Here is an 18,401-nt window from a genome sequence, read left to right on the forward strand (position 1 = left end):
CTCGGACAGCCTCCTAGCCGGTGATAGCCGCGCAGGGTGCGGCGCTGGGGTCCATACTGTGACTGTACCTCCGGGCAAGGAGTTGCCATGCGTCAAATGGAAAGTTCCAGCGAACTGCTGCTTGAAGCCAGTTTCATCTGGCATGAAATCAGCATCGGCGACCTGATCCGTCTTGAAGCGGATCTGGATGACTGCGGCGAGCAGCAGCTGAAATCTGCCTCCCAGTACGAGGTGCTGGCGAAGCTCGAGCTTGCGCCGGGTCATCAGGTCTTTGTGGTGCAGTCCGATATTTCCGGTGAGCTGGTGCAGGTACATCCGTTTCTTGTCAGCAGCTACGATAACCGCCCCCCACCCACCTGCATGTAACCTGCGTGCGTCCTGGTCTCCTGCTGGGTGCGCTGACGCGTATTAAGGTGTCGCCCAGGCACAGCAAGTCTCTCTTCTTCACGTGTTAGTGTGCCAGTCTGCTCTTGCTCACCTTTCAGGCAGCGCAGTTCACACACTATTATCCAATGGAACCCATGGAAACCCCCATGAGAGACGCAGCTTTTACGCTTGTTAAACAGTATTACCAGGCCTTCAACGCAGGCGACATGCCAGCCTTTCTGGACCTGCTCACCGATGATGTGATCCACGATATCAACCAGGGTGGGCGCGAAATCGGCAAGGAGGCTTTTGCGGCCTTTATGACACGCATGAATCAGTGCTATGAAGAGCAGCTAGTCGATATCGAGGTTATGGTCAGCGCGGATGGTCAGCGTGCTGCGGCTGAATTTGTCGTGCTGGGGCGTTATCTCAACAATGATGAGGGCCTGCCGCCCGCCAAGGGACAGCAGTACCGTTTGCCCGCCGGCGCCTTTTTCGTATTGCGTGACACCAAGGTGGCGCGCATCAGTAATTACTACAACCTCAATGACTGGTTGGAGCAGGTGGGTGGGGTTTAGCATTTAACCCACAGACCCTTGCGTTCGTGCGGCCAAGACCCTATAACCTGTGCCTGCTATGGGCGCCGCATGAAGCGGGGCCGACCACAGGGAGCCAGCGTCCGCTTGATCGTCACCATTACTGCGCCACTGCCCAGGCTCTTCGCACACCGACTCGAGTGTCACTGGACAACGCTGACCGCGGGGCCCGACGGGCTGCTTGTCGGCTTCAGGGATGCTCCCAGCGAACTGATCCCCTGGCAGGATCTGGCGGGCGCATCGCATGTTCATACTGGCGCTGTTTTTCACCGTTTGGCGTTCGATGGCAAGCCGATGCTGCGCTGGGTAGGCCGCTGGCACCGGCATTTCTGGGGCGCATTCAGCCAGTACCTGCACCAGCAGCACGAGCCTGATTTCGCCTTGCAGTTGCAACGCATTGAGGCGGCCGTACGGCAGGGCTATGTGCGCAGTTCAACCTGGGCGAAATTGCAGGCCCAGGCTGCCGAGTTGCTGCAGCATAGCGATGCCGCCCTGGTGCAGGCGCCAGCCCTTCCGGATTTGCGTTATCAGCGCCTGGGGCGCATCGCCAGCGGGGATCTACAGCTGCTGCAGCGCTACCGCGAGCATTATCTCGACCGCCAGCAGGCCCGCCACCACACTTTGTTTGAGAAAATCGAACGCCTGCCGCTGACACCCAGCCAGCAGCGCGCCTGCATAACACTGGATGACAGCAATCTGGTTCTGGCCGGTGCTGGCAGTGGTAAAACCAGCACCCTGATTGGTCGCGCCGCCTACCTGATTGCCAGTGGTCAGGCCGAACCTCCGGATATCTTGCTGCTGGCCTTTGGCCGCCAGGCCGCTAATGAAATGCAGCAACGCCTGCAGCAGCGGCTGGGAATCAAGCTCGACGCCACTACCTTTCATGCCCTCGGTCAGCGTGTTATCACTGCAGTAGAAGGCCGCAGGCCGCGTATCAGCTCGCTTGCCGAAGATGACGCCAAACTTGGTGGCTGGGTAGCCCGGCAGTTTGAAGTCCAGCTGGGTGCGCCTGAGTACCTTCACCTGGTATCAGATTATTTGCTGCGTTTTCGCCTCCCGGCGGGCAGCCCGTTCGACTTCGCCACGGAGAATGAGCACCAGCGCTTTCTGCGTACCAGTGGCGTGCGCACGCTGTCCGAGTTCGCGGATGACTCAGCAGGTGGCGCAGGCGAAGAGATGCGCAGTGGCGCTGCCTGCGTAATTGCCGACTGGCTCTGGAGTCAGGGTATCGATTATCGCTACCGTCCGGCCGGTATTTATTCCGTCGGATCAGTGCGGGTGTCTGAGGGCAATGATTCAGCAGAAAATTCAGTCCGGCCCATGCTGCTTGCGCCCGATTTTTACCTGCCGGCCCAGGATATCTGTATCGATCTGGTGCTATTTGATCAGGATGAGGACACCCCCGCCTGGATCGATCCCGCGGCCTACCAGCAGGCGCTGGATGCGCTGCGTCACGCAGATGCCGCCAACGGTCATCATCGTATAGAGCTGCGGTTTCATCAGCAACGGGACGGCAGCCTGATTGATGATCTGGCCCGCCAGTTCAGCCTACAGGGTGTCGTGACACAAGCTAAAAGCGACCAGCAGCTACTGGCGACTTTGCAGGAAAGCGGACAGCTACAGCCTTTGGGTGATCTTCTGACCCAGATGTTGCGCTGCTGCAGAACCCTGCAGCCGGATGCCGCCGAGCTGCGCGATCGAATAGAGGCAAGTGCCGAGCCGCAACGCCTGGAGATGGCGCTGGGGCTGCTGGAGCCGTTGCATGCAGCATACCGGGCACAGCTGGCGGCCAGCGACGAGATTGATTTCGACGACATGATTTCAAAGGCGCTGGAGTATGTCGAGCAGGGCCGTTTTGTCTCACCCTGGCAGCATATTCTGGTAGATGAGTTTCAGGACATATCGCCATTGCGTGCCCGTCTGATTCGGGCGCTGCGTGATGCGGTGCCAGGTGCTGCGCTCTTTGCGGTGGGCGATGACTGGCAGTCGATCTATCGTTTCACCGGTAGCGATGTAGGGCTGACCACTGATTTTTCCGGCTTCTTTGGTCCGGCTTCCATTAGCGCACTGGATCAGACATTTCGCTTTAACAGCAGCATCGGCGAACTGGCATCGCGCTTTGTGCTGCGTAACCCTGCCCAGCTGCCCAAGCAATTGCATAGTCAGACCCAGGTTGAGGCGCCCGCCGTCTCACTGTTGGCCCACCGTAGCCGTGAGCCCGCCAAGGATCCTGGTGTCCTTGAGCGGGTTCTGGAGGCGATTAGCCAGCGTTTGGCAGCAGCAGGCGCTGCCAGCTGCACTGTGATGATTATGGCACGCAACCGCTTCAGCCTGCCCGACAAGGTGCGTCTGGTGCAGCTGCAGCAGCGCTTTGACCCGCTGCAGCTCGAGTGCCGCACGCTGCATGCCGCCAAGGGATGTGAAGCCGATTATGCGATCATCCTCGGGCTGGAGAGTGGCAAGTACGGTTTCCCGGCCGAACGCAGCCTGGATCCCATACTGGATGCATTGTTGCCAGGTGGCGAAACCTACCCTCACGCCGAAGAGCGGCGCCTGTTCTATGTAGCGCTGACCCGAGCCCGTCATCGTGTATACCTTGCCTACAACAGCGCGCGGCCTTCCTGCTTTGTCACAGAACTCATTGCTGATGAATACCCGATTGAACAGCAGGAGTTCGAGCCGACTCGCTAAGGATCATCTATTCGTTCGCCTGTCAGACTGACATTTTTGCAACAAAGGCCCGCTTAACATGACCAGAAAGACGGAACAAATTCTGGTCAGCGACAGCCTTAGCGTCAACACTTAGAAAATGCCTTATCCGGACGGATAGCTGAAACCCTGAATAACTGGCCGCTTGGCGTGCAGCACGCCTGTCGGACTTACCACTGATCTACTGCGAAAAAGCCGCCTCTTTTTGGTAAAGAGGGGTCATTTTTGTATGCTCTTTGATAGAACCGCTATTCACAAGCTACATCCCTGTAGCTTGCCCGGTGGGCAGCTTACGCTGTGTAAATCGGCTATCCTGCCGATTTATTGCCTCAAAAGAGCTCAAAAACTGCCTCAAAACGGACTTTCCCTCGCTACGATCGGCCAAGTCCGACAGGCTGCTAGCGCAGAGGGCTGGGGGAGGTGAGCGATGCGATTATTGTTCGCAGGGCTCGCGCTTTTGGGTCTGTTGTCGACACTGACCCTGAGCGCGGAAGAACGGGTATTTCCGCCCGGGGCGGCCATACACCCGCTGTGTTTCGATCAGTTATTGTCGGGCCTGACCGGCGAGAGCCCTTTTGGTCCCGTCACCTGTGACGGCATGCCAGGAAAGTACCCGGTGTTTATCTTTCCAGGGCAGGATGCCGCCGATCTGACCTATACGGCGCAACGCATCACCGAAGAGGGCTACAGTCGCGGCTTTATCGCCTATGCCGTCGCAGGGCACTGGCCCAGCAAAACAGGTGACGATAAGTGGACTCTGTTCGAAGTGACCGCGGCCAATGGCTTCGGCAATCTGCGCAGCTCCATCTGGTTGCTGTTGCAGCCACAGGGTAATCGGCTGGTAAAGCCGCTGCTCTATGTGCCGGGGGGAGATCGCTGCAACGACGGTGCCCTGCGGGTGTCTGAGGTAGGGTCTGATCGGCTGGTGTTTCTGTCGGCGGCCACACCCTTTCGGTTGTTGAACCCTACAAGGCTGAACGAATGGCGCCTGTTTATGCAGCAGCACGCCGTAAACCAGAAGGAGGCCCAGGTTCGCAATAGTCAGCCCCAGCCCCCCTTTATGGACTGGAAACCCTATATTGATGTCGCTAATGATGCCGCTGCCTGTGCCGGCGGCGTTATTAAATCCTATAACTTCAAAACCGATACGCTGGATGTTCTGGGTGTGCGCATTGATCCCGGTGCTTTTATGAGTGCCCAGCAGGGCACCAAACAGGCCTGTATCAACAGCTGGCTCAAGGCTCAGGATCGCTTTCGAAAAGACGATGTACAGGATCTGGATCTGGATGAGTGGGGTGCCATGCTCAGCACCCTGGAGCCCGCCTGCGCACAGCAGTGAGGGTGCTGGGTATGAGCATCAAACGCCGATCCGGTCCCGCAGACTGTAGTACCAGGCACCCATGGCGGTAAGAGGCACGCGCAGCAAGCGACCGCCAGGGAAGTTGTATTGCGGCAGGCCGGCAAAGACATCAAAGCGCTCAGACTGACCGCGAATGGCGTCACAAATCAGTCGGCCCGCCAGATGTGAACTGGCTATGCCGTGTCCGCTATAGCCCTGAGCATAATAGATATTATTGCCGATACGGCCAAATTGAGGCAGTCGCATCAGGGTCAGCAGGAAATTGCCGGTCCAGGCGAAATCCACCTTGACGTCGGCGAGCTGTGGGAATGTCTTGATCATATTGGGGCGAATCAGCTGCTCTATCTTGCCGGGTTCGCGCGCACCATAGGTCACGCCGCCACCGTAAATGAGCCTGCCATCACCGGTCAGACGGTAATAATCCAGCAGGTAATTGCAGTCCTCGACGCACTGGTTCTGTGGCAGCAGTGCATGCTGTACCTCTTGACTCAGGGGTTCGGTGGCCAGCACCTGGCTGCCGCAGGGCATGGATTTTTGCGCCAGTTGCGGAATCAGGCCCCCGAGGTACGCATTGCCGGCAACCACAACATGGGCTGCGCTAACACAGCCGTGTTCGGTGTGCAGCCGCACCTGCGCGCCCTGTTCGACACGCACAACCTTCGAGTCTTCATAGATCACACCGCCGAGAGATTCCAGCGCAGCGGCTTCACCGAGTACCAGATTCAGCGGATGAAAATGCCCGCCGCTTTTATCCAGCAGACCGCCGGTATAGCGATTCGAGCCGATATGCTGACGAATACTGCTGGCATCCAGCATTTCGAGCTGCTTATGACCGTGCTTTTCCCACAGGCGTTTCTTGCTGGCCATTTCGTCCAGCTGGGCGTCGGTACAGGCCGCGAAGATTCCGCCATCTTTAAGATCACACTGAATGCTGTAGCGCTTGATGAAATCACGAATGATGCGACCGCCTTCGAACGCCATGGCTCCCATGGCATTGGCGGTATCCTGGCCATAATGCTGCTCGATAAAGTCCATATCACGGCTGTAACTGTGCACGATCTGGCCGCCATTGCGCCCGGAGGCGCCAAAGCCGATACGGCTGGCTTCCAGCACTATAACGCTGAAACCCTGCTCGGCAAGATGCAGCGCACTGGACAGGCCGGTGAAGCCGGCACCAATGACGCAGATATCCGCCGTAGCATCGCCCGAAAGCGACGGCCGCTGCCGGGTATCATTGGCGGAGGCGGCATAGTAAGACGCAGTATGCTGTTGTGTTGTCATCTTGGTTCTCGTTACCCGCAGAGGTCTGACGGGTTACTCAGGTAGCTGAATCGACTTGATCTCGACGAATTCGTGCAGGCCTTCATTGCTCCATTCGCGCCCATTGCCCGACTGCTTGTAGCCGCCAAAGGGTGCGCCGTAGTTCCAGCCGGCGCCGTTAACGCTGACCTGGCCGGCCCGCAGGTGGCGTGCGATCCGCTGCGCCTGCCCGGCGTCCCCGGCCCAGACTGCAGCAGCAAGGCCGTAGGGGCTGTCATTGGCCAGACGAATGGCGTCGGCTTCGTCTTCAAAGGCCAGCATGCACAGCACAGGGCCAAAAATTTCGTCTCGCGCCACGCTCATGTCGGCGGTGACATCGGCTAGCAATGTGGGCCGCACATAGCAGCCCTGCTCCAACCCCTCGGGGGGCTCGGTGCCGCCGCACACCAACCGTGCACCCTCCTCAACACCCCTGCGGATGGCATCCAGTACTCGCGCCTGGTGCGCGGCTGAGCTCATGGGGCCCATGAAACTGTCACTCGACTGTGGATCGCCCACCTGGATGGCTTCAACTTCAGCCCGGGCGATCGCCACGGCTTCGGCGTAACGACTGCGCGGTACCAGCATGCGGGTGAGGGCGCAGCAAATTTGACCGGAATTGACCATGACATCGCGCACGCCAAAGCGTATCGCGGCTGTCAGGTCCGCATTGTCGGTGATGATCAGCGGTGACTTGCCACCCAGCTCCTGGCACACACGCTTCACATCCGGTGCCGCCATCTGGGCGATACGAACCCCCGCCTGGGTGGAGCCGGTGAAAGACACCATATCCACCTGCGCATGGGTGCACAGCGGCTCTCCCACGCCTGGGCCGTCTCCGGTCACCAGGTTGAAAACGCCGGCAGGCAGGCCCGCCTCATGCGCCACCTGAGCAAATATCAGCGCGTGCAGCGGTGTCGTTTCGGCCGGTTTCAACACCATGGTGCAGCCGGCGGCCAGAGCTGGCGCCACCTTGCCCACCAGCTGGTGCAGCGGCACGTTCCAGGGTGTGATAAAGGCACAAACACCTATGGCTTCGCGCACGATCATGGAGTGCCCTTCGCGGCGCACTTCATCCATTAGCGCAGCTCTGGGCACAAAGGAGCGCATGCCAGCTATGGGACCTGCGACCTGCCAGTCCCGTGACAGGTGCAGCGGCATGCCCATTTCCCGGCTGATGGTGGAGGCCAGCTCTTCACTGCGCGCCTCAAGACCTGCACAGATGCGCTCGATACAGGCCGCGCGCTCTGCGGACGGCGTAGCGGCCCAGGCAGGGAAGGCGCGTCTTGCCGCCAGCACGGCTCGATCAACATCCGCGGCACTGGCGTCGGTAACCCTGGCATGCGCCGTGCCCGTCGCAGGGTTTATCAGTTCCCGCACAGTGCCGCCAGCAGGAATCCAGTCGCCATCAATATAGATTTCAGTTAATATATCCATACTAAAACCTTGATTGTTATATAGATAATTTAATTATTGGCTATGCTCCAGACTGCGTGAAAATCAGAGGGTCGACAGATACCAGTGAACTTCGAGTTCGCTGACATGGCGCTCAAATTGACTTAGTTCATCGGACTTGCAGCTGTCATACAGATTAACAAAGTCGCTGCCCAGGTAGTGGCGCAGGACTTCGCTCTGACGAAACAGTTCCAGTGCATCGGGCATGCGGATCGGTAAGCCAATGGTTTCATCGGCGAAGGCGTTACCCTCGGTATCCGGTCCCGGTTTGCATTCCTGCTGCAGGCCATAATGTACACCGGCCAGCAGGGCACTCATCACCAGATAGGGGTTTGCATCGGCGCCTGAGACACGGTGCTCGATACGAGTAGCCGCCTCCGGGCCCGCCGGAATGCGTACTGCCACGGTACGGTTGTCGTAACCCCAGTTGGGAGCGATGGGTACGTAGTAACCCGGCTGCAGGCGGCGGTAGGAGTTGACGTTGGGGCAAAACAGCGCCATGGACGCCGGCATCATCTGCAAAAGGCCGCCGACGGCGTGTTCCAGCATCTGCTGATGTTCGGCAAAGACGTTGTTGCCCTGGGCATCCAGCAAACTGATATGGATGTGCATGCCATTGCCGGCCTCTTCGCCGTAGGGCTTGGCCATAAACGAGGCTTCCATGCCGTGCTGTTCAGCCACAGACTTGATAACCCGTTTAAGCATCAGAGCGTTATCGCAGGCCGCAAGCGCATCGTCCTGATGCTTGAGGTTGATCTCGAACTGCCCTGGGGCGTTTTCCGCAACTGCGGTATCAGCCGGAATATCCTGAGCTGCAGTGTACTCGGCGATTTCTTCCAGCAGGTTGGCGTAATCATCCAGATTGGTAATCGAATACACCTGGGTGTGCTCGTCGCGCTTGCCGCTGCGCGGTGATACTGGTGGCTGCGGGCGACCGGCTTCGTCCCTTTCCTGATCGATCAGGTAGAACTCAAGTTCTACAGCTACCACGGGTGTCAGACCCAGAGCTTCAAATTTTTTCAACACGCTGGCCAGAACATGGCGCGGGTCACCGAAGAAGGGTGAGCCATCTTCCTCGTACATGTGCATCATGAGCTGTGCCATTGGACGGCGCTGCCAGGGGGTTAGCTTCAGGGTGCCGGATTCGGGTTTGCAAACCCGGTCAGGCTCGCCTATTTCCAGCCCAAGGCCGCAACTTTCAACCGTATTACCCGTGATATCGAGGGAAAACAGAGATGCTGGCATGTTCACTCCCTCCTCATACACTTTTTCCAGACCTTCGCGTTCAATGCGCTTGCCGCGGACTACACCGTTAAGATCGGGAATAAGGAGGTCAATGGCCTCCATCTCCGGATTCTGTTGTAAAAAAATAGCGGCTTCGGTGTGCTGACTGTCGGAAGACATGGTCTTGTCCTTGGTTTTCTCGGAATCACGCAGCGAGCGTGGGATGGCCAGAGGCGGCCACAACAAACGCTTTTATGTGTTTGTTATATCGATCAGTTTAGCGACTCTGAAATCTGCCGGTCAATAGCGACTGATCAATTTATTGATCAATAAAGCCGTTAAAATAGCTTTTATGGCGCTTTTTTGTTTCCTTATTTTCTTCGATATAGCAAAATCGCTGCAATCGGCTTAAATGCGCAGGCTACAGTTAATATCAGAATGATGAATATAAAGATCAAGCGAGGAGTTTCATGAAGCCTCAGTCGACCTCTTCAGTACTGCGTCCCCTCGTCGGTATTGCATGCTGCACCAGCATGCAGGGTGCGCATCGCTTTCACATGGTGGGTGACAAGTACATCCAGGCCGCCCGCAGTGGCGCCGATGTTTCGGTACTGCTGCTGCCGGCTTTGGGGGAAGAAAGCCTTGGCCTGTTGTCGCAGCTGGACGGCATACTATTGACCGGCAGCCATTCAAATGTCGAACCTCGTCACTATGGCGCTGCGCAGCAGCAGGAAGACATGCTCACCGATCCACTGCGGGACGCCACCACCCTGACGCTGGTTCGCGCCGCTTTAAAGCAGCAGGTGCCTGTGCTGGGTATCTGTCGAGGTTTTCAGGAAATTAATGTGGCGCTGGGGGGCAGCCTGCATCAAGCCGTGCAGGAGGTTGCGGGGTTACAGGATCATCGCGAAGACAAGAGCCAGTCGTTGCAACAGCAGTACGGGATTTCTCATCCGGTTGAACTCCAGCCCGGCGGGCATCTGGCTCAACTGATGAAGGGTGCGCTCAGCCAGCAGGTTAATTCATTGCACGGACAGGGCGTGCAGCGCCTTGCGCCCGGGCTGCGGGCCGAAGCCCTGGCACCGGATGGGCTGGTAGAAGCCTTTAGTCTGCAGGACAGCAGTGCTGGCTTCTTGCTGGCGGTGCAGTGGCATCCAGAGTGGCAAATGGAACAGCATCCTTTCTACCAGGCCATTTTTGAAACCTTTGGTAATGCCTGCCGGGCCAGAGCCTCGGTGCGAAATGCCTGAAGGTACGAGGTTCGTTCGCCACCAAGACGACTGCAGCAAGCAGATGTCAGGGCGTTGCAGTTTCCGCCTGCAGCTGCTTCGGTGCATTGGCGCCATGCTATGATGCGGCCGATTTGAAGCGGTCAGTTAACCTGCGATCAAAATATTTATCAGGATGGGAGTCTCTAGTGTGGATGTAGGTGACCGACTCAAAAAAATTCGTCAGATCTACGGCTTTTCTCAGCGCGAACTGGCCAAGCGAGTTGGCCTGACCAACAGCACGATTTCGATGATCGAGCAGAATCGCGTCAGCCCGTCGGTCAGTTCCCTGAAAAAAATTCTCGATGGCATTCCAATGTCAGTCAGCGAATTTTTTACCGTGGATCTGAACGCACAGGACAAGGTGGTATATCGCCCGGACGAGCTTATTGATATCGGCAGCGATGGCATAGAGTTGCGTCTGGTGGGCAGTGCCGAGAACAAGTCTGGCCTGGCGCTGCTTATTGAGAGCTATGAACCGGGCGCCGACACGGGCACCGAGATGATGTCCCATGACGGCGAAGAGGCCGGCACCGTAATAGAAGGCTCTATAGAGGTCACCATCGGTGGTGAAGTGCATCGCCTGGATGCCGGCGACAGCTACTCGTTTTCTACCCAGATCCCCCACCGTTTTCGCAATCGCAGCAAGAAAACCTGCCGTATCGTTAGCGCCCATACACCGCCGACTTTCTGACGTTTCTGGTGTAAATAGCAGCCTTGCGGTCTTCGATTAAGGCAGGGCCTCTTATCCCCGCCACGGGTGCTTCTGTCCCGTTCAGCTGCATGCGCCTGCCATAACAATACTTGCGCTCATATTCGTACAAAATAGTCTGCGAATATGGGCTCCGGACGTTGTCGGGTAGGCCTTTGTCGTCAATGCTTAGGGCATCGAATGATTAACTGCTGATCGCCGCCTGGCGGTGATCGCACTGGACAACACGCATGCACGCCAGCACCGTCCAGGGGCCGCTTGACCCCACTCTTATTCAGTTCATTACCAGTCAATTATCAATACAGGTCGCCGCCTGCAGTGATGCCGGTGAGCCTACGCTGGTAAGAGCTCACGGCGCTCGAGTGTCTGCCGATGGTTGCCAACTGACGCTGATGATCCCGTCATCCCAGGCCCGCGAACTGCTGGCGTGCATTGCTGCCAACGGGCGCATTGCCGCGGTTTTCAACGAACCCGAGACCCACCGTACCGTGCAGCTCAAGGGCAAGGATGCGCGTATTGAAGCCATCAGTGCAGACGATGCCGCAGCACTGGGTGCCTATGTTGACCGCCTGGCCAAGCGCCTGCAGCACTACCAGGTGCCGGAAGCCTTTAGTCGCGCTTTTTATGCTGCGGATCCCGCCGATCTGGTTGCTCTTAGCTTCTCGCCCAGTGCCGCCTACGGCCAGACCCCCGGGCCCCACGCCGGTGAGCCCCTGAAGCCGGGAAGCACCCCATGAATCCCTATCTGAGCATCGACACGCTGCGCAATTGTCTGGAGGGAGTTATTCCTGCAGGGGTGGCCACCTGCAGCCGGGATCTGATCCCCAATGTGACCTATGTCTCCCAGGTGATGTATGTCGACCAGGAGCATATAGCGCTGTCGTTTCAGTTCTTTAACAAGACGCGCGAGAATATTCTGGCCAATCCTCTGGCCACCGTGCTGATGGTGGATCCCGATACTGCGGCTCGCTATCGCCTTAAAGCGCGCTATCTGCGCACTGAAACGCAAGGGCCGCTGTTTGAACGCATGAAAGCCAGGCTTGCCGGAATTGCATCCCACGAAGGCCTGGTGGGAGTGTTTCGGCTGCGCGGCACCGATGTCTATCGCATCCTTGATATAGAAGCGGTGCCCGGGGCTGAGTTACCGCGCCAGCTGCCAGGGCGCGCCATTTTGCCGGCGCTGCGCCAGTGTAGCGAGCGCCTGAATCACTGCGTCAGCCTGGAGGACCTGTTTGACAATCTGCTCGATGCGCTGGATCGCAATCTGGGGCTCAGCCACAGCATGCTGCTTATGCTGGACGAGCCCGGTGCAAAGCTCTATGTAGTCGCAAGCCGGGGTTATCCAAGTTCAGGTATAGGCGCCGAGATTCCCCTCGGGGTAGGTGTTATCGGTATCGCTGCGCGGGAACAGGTTTCCATTCGCATCATGTTTACCGCCGCCGAGTACGCCTATACCAGAGCTGTACGGGAACAGGCGATTGCGGAAGGCCTGGTGGATGCGCTGGAGCATGTTATTAGCCTGCCAGGCCTGAACGAACCCTCCAGTCAGATGGCTATTCCCTTGCCCGGCATCCGTGGTCTCATCGGTGTGCTCTATACCGAAAGCCAGCAGCAATGCCGCTTCAGTTATGATCTTGAAGATGCTCTTGTCACGCTCTGCGCCCAGGCAGGACTTGCAATTCAAGGTCTGCAGCTGGGAGATGAGCTGGGTACAGCACCAGCGCTACCTGATTGCCTCTGCGCTGAAGACTCCCCAGACGATGCATCGCCTGATTCCCTGCGGGTGGAATACCATGATCGGGATCATAGCGTGTTTATCGATGGCGACTACCTGATAAAGGGAGTGGCAGGTGCCGTGCTCTGGCGCATTCTGAGTGATTACAGCGAAAGAGGGCGTACCGATTTCAGTAACCGCGAGCTGCGCCTGGATAGCCGTTTGGGATTACCGGAAATCAGTGACAATCTGGAAGCGCGACTGATTTTGCTTACCCGGCGCCTGCAGGAGCGCAGCCCGCACCTTCGCATCGAAAAAACGGGGCGAGGGCGCTTTCGCCTGCTGCTACAGCGCCCCCTGGTGCTTGTGCCGATGAACTCCTGCCTGATCAACCCGCCTGTTGCCAGCGTGGATCGAGCTTAGCGCTAACGCATTTATCGTCAACTATTTGCCTGTTGTCGGTTTCCCCCCTGTGCAATGGGCAGTCGAAACAGCATTGTTTATCCGCCACTGAGTGCCGACGCACTAATTTCCAGGGTAACAGGAACCGAGACCACCATTTCTGGCGTCGCAGGCCAGGCCTTTTGCGTACAGTGGCTTCGGGAGTTGGTATCAAGGTTGCTGAATCGGCATTTCGCCACGGCCAGAGCCTCTTCCAGGAAAAGAATTTTCCCCCCAGGGTTCGCCGTGTTTTCCTGCCGTTACTCTTGGCAAATATGCCGCGTCCCCCGTGGTTAATTTTCGTCATTTTTATCAGAGCCTCCGCGGTCCCGATGAGTCTCGGCCGTTGCCATGACCGCGCCTTCGGTCGGCGGCAGTGGTTCGAGCAAAATATAAGGCGTTGGGATCGGTCGTCCCGGTAGAACGCTGGCAGGGGCATCCATACCGGCGGGTCCAAGGCTGCGCAGATATTGGTACACCGCCTGCTGATCCTCCGGCGTCATCAGCTGCAGCGAAGGCCAGGTCATGGGTGGCATGCCGCCGGCGCGAATGCGCTGCCGCCATTGCTCTGGCTGCAGCTGTGCAACTTTCAGCCTAAGGTTGGCCGGATAGCTCACGCCCCAGGGGCCGGCGAAGCCTACGCCTGAGCCCAGCAGGCGTTCGGACTCGGGCATAACCTCGCCGATTTCGGCATAGCCCGTCGTGTGACAGTCATTGCACCCCCCCACACCAACCAGATAACGGCCGCGTTCAATGACTGCGGTATCCTCTTGCGCTGCCATCGACAGCACGCTTTGAAGCGCCAGTGCAGACATCAGTAACAAGTGTTTCATGCCAAGTGCTCAACTTCAGGATCGACCGTTTTAGCCTACGCCCGACGCCAAAACGACGTTGTTAATACTTCACTTAAGGAATCTTAAAAGAATACTAACTACGCTCGGTCGGCATCATGAAGCGCTGATCGGCGTAACGCGGCGGCCAGACAATATGTGCCTCGCCATTGCGCAACTGCGCAAGCGGAAAGAAAAATCCTTCCATAAAGCTGCCGGCAATGACTTCGTTCGGGGACAAAGCGCGGGGATGGGGTCTGTTGGAAAACTGGTAGCGATTCCATACCCCGCGGTAGGGGCTGCGATAGAGCGTGCGCGTCAGGTCATCCAGTGCCAGGCTGGAGGTGGCATTGAGCATGCGGATGGCCATGCGGGTGTAGTCATAATGCAGTCCTGCGGCGGCGATGCTGGGCATGTCGCTGAACAGGCTGCGGTATCGGCGTACCCACCATTGCTGCCAGAGTGCAATTGGCATGGCAGAATCCATTGAAACTATGTAGTCCGAGCTATTTCCGGTGTAGGCGTACCAGTCCCGCGTCCAGCGTAGTCCGTGGCCCAGCAGCAGCGCATCCAGTTGCTGCTCGTGGAACTGGCGGACAAAGCGCGCTCCGGCCTGAATGCCAGTGGTCGTCATTGCCACCAGGGAAATGTCCTTGTCGCGATAACGGGCCAGCAAGGGTGCAAAATCATCCTGATCGAGGTCGGTGAGATCCGGGGGTTCGACGCTAAAGCCAACCGACTGCAAACTGGTGTGCAGGGCGCTCGCCCAGCCGCGGCCATAGGCGCTGTCCTCGGCCATGATGGCCGCCCGATTGTTCGCCGGGCGCCAGAGGCCTTGGTCGCGCAGATACTGCAGTGGCTCGCCGTAACGTGCTGCCAATAATCCGGGCGCAGGCCAGCCCTTGAACCAGCCACGGTATTTGGCGTAATCCTGGTTCAGCCGATCGGTTATTGTCTGGGCTTCGCCCAGATGGCCCAGGTGTAGAATTCCAAGAGCGGCCTCGGCTTCCATCAGCGCCAGGGCGACATCGGAGTGCCAGCCGCCCACAAGTAGACTCACTTGGTCCTCGTCCAGCGCGCGCTTGAGTGCCTGTACCGCCTTGATCGGGTCCGAGGCGGTATCCACCCAGACCGGATGAATATCATAGCGTTGCCCAGCCAGCTGCAGAGGAATCTCGCCCTCGGCTCGGGCATCCATCAGTGCCATGAGTACACCCCGACTGATCTCGAGCCCGGTATCCTGGGCGGGCCCATTGAAGGGGCCGCAAAAGCCGATCGACAGGGTGCCGACACCAGGGGTGCTCTCGGCCTGGGACGGCCAACCCAGCAGAGCGCCCACACCAAGAACGGAGCTTTGCAGCAAGCGCCGGCGCGTAACGCCGCCAGTTCTCGCTTGGCGGTAGTTGTGGTTCAGCTGTGACATGGGCGCTCTCCGACTCGCCTGAAGCATCTATTCCTGTTATCAGCCTAGACCCGCGAAGGGAAAAGGCCCGATTAGAAGCGCAAAGTGTGGCAGATCGGCGCCGAAGTACAGCAAAAGCCGCTAACCTTGAGGCAGGGCACTCCGGCGCGCTGCGCCGAACGTCATTCATGGATTGATAACCGGACACGCGTGTATGCGATTCACTGGCATGGCCATACTGCGGCACAGCCTCAAGGCGCGAATGACCGCCGGCATCCTGCTGGTGTCATTGCCCGTGGTCATCGCCCTGGCGGTGCTGTCCTATATGCTCTCGGCCGGATTGTTACAACGCATGGCCATTGACCGGTTTGAGCTCATTGCAGAGCAGCGGGAAAAGGAAATCTATGCCTTTATGGCTGATCAGGCCGACATAGTACGAAAAATCGCCGCTGTTGATGCGCTGCGCGATGCCATCAGTGAATTGCGCGAGCTGCCAGTGCGCAGCCCAGAATATCAGCCAGCCTATATGGCCATGGCCGATACGCTGTTTCGATCGACCTTCCTTGATTACGGTTCCGCCGCGGCAACCGACCTCACCGGCCTTATGCTGCTGAGCCAGGACGAGGGCAAGGTTTTCTTCTCGACCAAGCCCGAGCAGGAAGGTGCTGTTCAGAGCAGCGCACCGTACTTTGTTGAAGGCCGCGATCACACCTTTATTCAGCCCGTGTATCAGGCGCCCGATACGCAGTTGCCAACACTTACCGTCGCCACTCCACTGACCGGGCGTAATGGCGAGTCGCTGGGGGTTCTTGCGGCACAGGTCAGGGTGCCGGTGCTGGTCGATATCGTCAGTCAGCGCGGTGGCCTGGGGCAAACCGGCGAATCCTATCTGGTGGATACGGGGCACCGCTTTCTGTCGATGGCGCGCTTTGGTGCCCAGGCCTATCCCGATGGTGCCCACAGTCTGGGTATTGACACTGCGATTAAGGGCCAAAGCGGTGCTGGACTCTATCTGAATTATGCCGGCCAGGCGGTCATTGGCAGCTATCGTTGGCTGCCGGATCTGGGTTTGGCATTGCTAACGGAAATCCGCGTCAGCGAGGCACTGCAACCGGCCACGCGTCTGGGCTGGCTGATGCTGCTGCTCGGCCTGCTGGCAGTGGCCGTGCTGTTATTGGGTACCTATTTTATCGCCCGGCAAATTGCGCGGCCCATTCTGGCGGTAAATGCCACCACGCGGCAGATTGCTGCAGGGGATCTGAGCGTACGTGCGCCGGTACTGACGGAAGATGAGACCGGCATTCTGGCGCAAAATTTCAATACCATGATCGACCGGCTAGAGAACACCCTGGAAGATCTTGCGCTGGAGCAGGAAAAATCAGAACACCTGCTGCTCAATATCCTGCCGGCACCGATTGCTGAGCGCCTGAAGCAGGGCGAGGGCACTATAGCGGACACATTCGCCGAGGTGACCATCCTGTTTGCCGATATTGTTAATTTCACGCCTATGTCAGCCAATCTGCCAGCGGTGGAGCTGGTTGGCTTGCTGAACGAGATATTTTCCGAGTTCGACCGTTTGAGTGAGTTACGTGGGCTCGAGAAAATAAAGACCATCGGCGATGCCTATATGGTAGGCGCGGGCCTGCCGGTAGAGTGCAAGGATCACGCTCGGGTCATCGCCGAAATGGCGCTGGATATGCTGGATGCCATCGAACGTTTCAATTGCCGCCACCAGAGTGACCTGCACATGCGCATCGGTATTAACACCGGGCCCGTGGTGGCCGGGGTTATAGGTACCCGAAAATTCATTTACGACATCTGGGGTGATGCGGTCAATATTGCCTCACGCATGGAATCCCAAGGGGTTGAGGGCTGCATTCAGGTGACCGAAAATACCTGGAAACACCTGCAGCATGACTATCTCTTTGAGGATCGTGGCCTTATCAGAATCAAGGGCAAGGGTCGCATGCATACTTATATGCTGCGGGGTCGAAAGCATCGCGAAGCGAGTCTCGCCAGTATTGACTGACCCTGCTATTAATGTGAGGTATTTTATAATATTTTATTCTAACTATTTATAATAAAAAGGATTTAATATGACGACAGCCTACATCAGCCATATCGATTGCGAGTTGCATGAGATGGGCGCCAGTCATCCTGAAAGCCCGCAGCGTTTGCAGGCCATTAGCACTCAGTTAGGTATCAGCGGCCTGCTCGAACGGCTCGAATGCCTGACGCCCGAAATCGCGAGTCATGATCAACTGCTGCTGGCACACCCGCACAATTACATTAGCGAACTCGAAGCGCTGCACCCGGAGCAGGGACACAGCTATGCCGGTCCGGATGCGGCGCTGAACCCCCACAGTCTGCGAGCGGCGCGCCTGGCTGCGGGCGCGGTGATACTGGGTACCCAGCAGATTCTCAGCGGTGCCTGCCAGAATGCCTTCTGCGCTGTGCGCCCGCCGGGCCACCACGCCGAGCAGGCCGGCGCCATGGGGTTCTGCTTGTTCAACAATGTCGCTCTGGGCGTGGAGTGGGCGTTAAATCAAAGTGATATAGAGCGGGTGGCAGTGCTGGATTTCGATGTTCATCACGGTAATGGCACCGTGGATATTTTTAAGGACAGGCGCGAGGTGCTGGTATGCTCAAGTTTTCAGTATCCGTTTTATCCATTTCGCTACCAGGACATTCGTCGCTCCAATATCGTCCATACGCCGCTGGCGGCAGGTACCGCAAGCAGCGCCTTTCGTCATGCCATTGAGCAGGACTGGCTACCGGCACTGGCAGAGCACCGCCCGGACATGATCTTTATTTCCGCCGGCTTTGATGCCCACCGCGACGACCCGCTGGGGCAGCTGCAACTGACCGACGACGATTTCCACTGGATTACCGGACTGATTGGGGAGGCCGCCAGTCGCTATGCTGGCGGGCGCATACTGTCGGTTCTGGAAGGTGGTTATAACCTCAAGGCGCTGGGCCGCAGTGCTGCGGCCCATGTGCAGGCGTTGCTTGAATCGCGCTAGCT

15 protein-coding genes are annotated in these 18,401 nt (G+C 57.9%); 10 read left to right on the forward strand and 5 right to left on the reverse strand.

The genetic code is table 11. The features are described from left to right. The first annotated feature begins 87 nt into the window (after nt 1-87). From MPRO_RS17055 to MPRO_RS17070, 4 genes are all read left to right on the forward strand, one after another. Complete coding sequence (locus MPRO_RS17055) at nt 88-366, forward strand: hypothetical protein (RefSeq protein ID WP_067295550.1); 279 nt, start codon at nt 88-90, stop codon at nt 364-366. 167 nt (nt 367-533) lie between these two features. Beyond that, on the forward strand, nt 534-944 hold the full coding sequence (locus MPRO_RS17060; RefSeq protein WP_067295552.1) for a ketosteroid isomerase-related protein: 411 nt from the start codon (nt 534-536) through the stop codon (nt 942-944). 69 nt (nt 945-1,013) lie between these two features. Further along, nucleotides 1,014-3,653 (forward strand): UvrD-helicase domain-containing protein, encoded by a 2,640-nt coding sequence (locus MPRO_RS17065; protein WP_082708923.1) that lies wholly within the window; start codon nt 1,014-1,016, stop codon nt 3,651-3,653. 445 nt (nt 3,654-4,098) lie between these two features. Then, nucleotides 4,099-5,010: a hypothetical protein gene (locus MPRO_RS17070; RefSeq protein WP_067295560.1), complete on the forward strand. Its 912-nt coding sequence runs from the start codon at nt 4,099-4,101 to the stop codon at nt 5,008-5,010. A gap of 18 nt (nt 5,011-5,028) precedes the next feature. Here MPRO_RS17070 and MPRO_RS17075 read toward each other — a convergent pair whose 3' ends face one another. From MPRO_RS17075 to MPRO_RS17085, 3 genes are all read right to left on the reverse strand, one after another. Then, nucleotides 5,029-6,312 (reverse strand): NAD(P)/FAD-dependent oxidoreductase, encoded by a 1,284-nt coding sequence (locus MPRO_RS17075; protein ID WP_067295564.1) that lies wholly within the window; start codon nt 6,310-6,312, stop codon nt 5,029-5,031. A 33-nt stretch (nt 6,313-6,345) separates the two neighbouring features. Beyond that, on the reverse strand, nt 6,346-7,767 hold the full coding sequence (locus MPRO_RS17080; RefSeq protein WP_067295567.1) for an aldehyde dehydrogenase family protein: 1,422 nt from the start codon (nt 7,765-7,767) through the stop codon (nt 6,346-6,348). A gap of 63 nt (nt 7,768-7,830) precedes the next feature. Next, complete coding sequence (locus MPRO_RS17085) at nt 7,831-9,189, reverse strand: glutamine synthetase family protein (protein ID WP_067295626.1); 1,359 nt, start codon at nt 9,187-9,189, stop codon at nt 7,831-7,833. Nucleotides 9,190-9,479: 290 nt separating this feature from the next. Between MPRO_RS17085 and MPRO_RS17090 the strand changes: the two genes are divergently transcribed. From MPRO_RS17090 to MPRO_RS17105, 4 genes are all read left to right on the forward strand, one after another. Continuing rightward, the gene (locus tag MPRO_RS17090; RefSeq protein ID WP_067295571.1) at nt 9,480-10,259 is read left to right on the forward strand and encodes a gamma-glutamyl-gamma-aminobutyrate hydrolase family protein; all 780 of its coding nucleotides are present in this window, start codon (nt 9,480-9,482) and stop codon (nt 10,257-10,259) included. Nucleotides 10,260-10,428: 169 nt separating this feature from the next. Continuing rightward, nucleotides 10,429-10,971, forward strand: coding sequence for a cupin domain-containing protein (locus MPRO_RS17095; RefSeq protein ID WP_067295575.1), 543 nt, complete (start codon nt 10,429-10,431; stop codon nt 10,969-10,971). A 248-nt stretch (nt 10,972-11,219) separates the two neighbouring features. Continuing rightward, nucleotides 11,220-11,726: a hypothetical protein gene (locus MPRO_RS17100; RefSeq protein WP_067295578.1), complete on the forward strand. Its 507-nt coding sequence runs from the start codon at nt 11,220-11,222 to the stop codon at nt 11,724-11,726. Beyond that, the gene (locus MPRO_RS17105; RefSeq protein ID WP_067295582.1) at nt 11,723-13,126 is read left to right on the forward strand and encodes a GAF domain-containing protein; all 1,404 of its coding nucleotides are present in this window, start codon (nt 11,723-11,725) and stop codon (nt 13,124-13,126) included. Before MPRO_RS17100 ends, MPRO_RS17105 begins: the two co-directional genes overlap by 4 nt. 311 nt (nt 13,127-13,437) lie before the next feature. Here the strand turns inward: MPRO_RS17105 and MPRO_RS17110 are convergent, their stop codons facing one another. Both MPRO_RS17110 and MPRO_RS17115 read right to left on the reverse strand, forming a co-directional pair. Beyond that, nucleotides 13,438-13,977: a hypothetical protein gene (locus MPRO_RS17110; RefSeq protein WP_216821323.1), complete on the reverse strand. Its 540-nt coding sequence runs from the start codon at nt 13,975-13,977 to the stop codon at nt 13,438-13,440. 94 nt (nt 13,978-14,071) lie between these two features. Further along, nucleotides 14,072-15,397 carry an ABC transporter substrate-binding protein gene (locus tag MPRO_RS17115; protein ID WP_067295585.1) on the reverse strand — a complete coding sequence of 442 codons (1,326 nt, stop codon included), beginning with the start codon at nt 15,395-15,397 and terminating at the stop codon, nt 14,072-14,074. 193 nt (nt 15,398-15,590) lie between these two features. Between MPRO_RS17115 and MPRO_RS17120 the strand changes: the two genes are divergently transcribed. Together MPRO_RS17120 and MPRO_RS17125 are read left to right on the forward strand one after the other, a co-directional pair. After that, nucleotides 15,591-17,405 carry an adenylate/guanylate cyclase domain-containing protein gene (locus MPRO_RS17120; RefSeq protein ID WP_067295589.1) on the forward strand — a complete coding sequence of 605 codons (1,815 nt, stop codon included), beginning with the start codon at nt 15,591-15,593 and terminating at the stop codon, nt 17,403-17,405. A gap of 67 nt (nt 17,406-17,472) precedes the next feature. Further along, nucleotides 17,473-18,399, forward strand: coding sequence for a histone deacetylase family protein (locus MPRO_RS17125; RefSeq protein ID WP_067295592.1), 927 nt, complete (start codon nt 17,473-17,475; stop codon nt 18,397-18,399). Nucleotides 18,400-18,401: the final 2 nt, after the last annotated feature.

The organism is Marinobacterium profundum (assembly GCF_001528745.1).
GTDB classification, from domain to species: domain Bacteria; phylum Pseudomonadota; class Gammaproteobacteria; order Pseudomonadales; family Balneatricaceae; genus Marinobacterium_A; species Marinobacterium_A profundum.

Bases quoted from the DNA above. Each gene is read 5' to 3' on its own strand.
- MPRO_RS17110 (WP_216821323.1), bottom strand. From the start codon at position 13,977: ATGAAACACTTGTTACTGATGTCTGCACTGGCGCTTCAAAGCGTGCTG.
- MPRO_RS17085 (WP_067295626.1), bottom strand. From the start codon at position 9,189: ATGTCTTCCGACAGTCAGCACACCGAAGCCGCTATTTTTTTACAACAG.
- MPRO_RS17105 (WP_067295582.1), top strand. From the start codon at position 11,723: ATGAATCCCTATCTGAGCATCGACACGCTGCGCAATTGTCTGGAGGGA.
- MPRO_RS17115 (WP_067295585.1), bottom strand. From the start codon at position 15,397: ATGTCACAGCTGAACCACAACTACCGCCAAGCGAGAACTGGCGGCGTT.
- MPRO_RS17120 (WP_067295589.1), top strand. From the start codon at position 15,591: ATGCGATTCACTGGCATGGCCATACTGCGGCACAGCCTCAAGGCGCGA.
- MPRO_RS17125 (WP_067295592.1), top strand. From the start codon at position 17,473: ATGACGACAGCCTACATCAGCCATATCGATTGCGAGTTGCATGAGATG.
- MPRO_RS17055 (WP_067295550.1), top strand. From the start codon at position 88: ATGCGTCAAATGGAAAGTTCCAGCGAACTGCTGCTTGAAGCCAGTTTC.
- MPRO_RS17080 (WP_067295567.1), bottom strand. From the start codon at position 7,767: ATGGATATATTAACTGAAATCTATATTGATGGCGACTGGATTCCTGCT.
- MPRO_RS17060 (WP_067295552.1), top strand. From the start codon at position 534: ATGAGAGACGCAGCTTTTACGCTTGTTAAACAGTATTACCAGGCCTTC.
- MPRO_RS17065 (WP_082708923.1), top strand. From the start codon at position 1,014: ATGAAGCGGGGCCGACCACAGGGAGCCAGCGTCCGCTTGATCGTCACC.
- MPRO_RS17100 (WP_067295578.1), top strand. From the start codon at position 11,220: ATGCACGCCAGCACCGTCCAGGGGCCGCTTGACCCCACTCTTATTCAG.
- MPRO_RS17075 (WP_067295564.1), bottom strand. From the start codon at position 6,312: ATGACAACACAACAGCATACTGCGTCTTACTATGCCGCCTCCGCCAAT.
- MPRO_RS17090 (WP_067295571.1), top strand. From the start codon at position 9,480: ATGAAGCCTCAGTCGACCTCTTCAGTACTGCGTCCCCTCGTCGGTATT.
- MPRO_RS17070 (WP_067295560.1), top strand. From the start codon at position 4,099: ATGCGATTATTGTTCGCAGGGCTCGCGCTTTTGGGTCTGTTGTCGACA.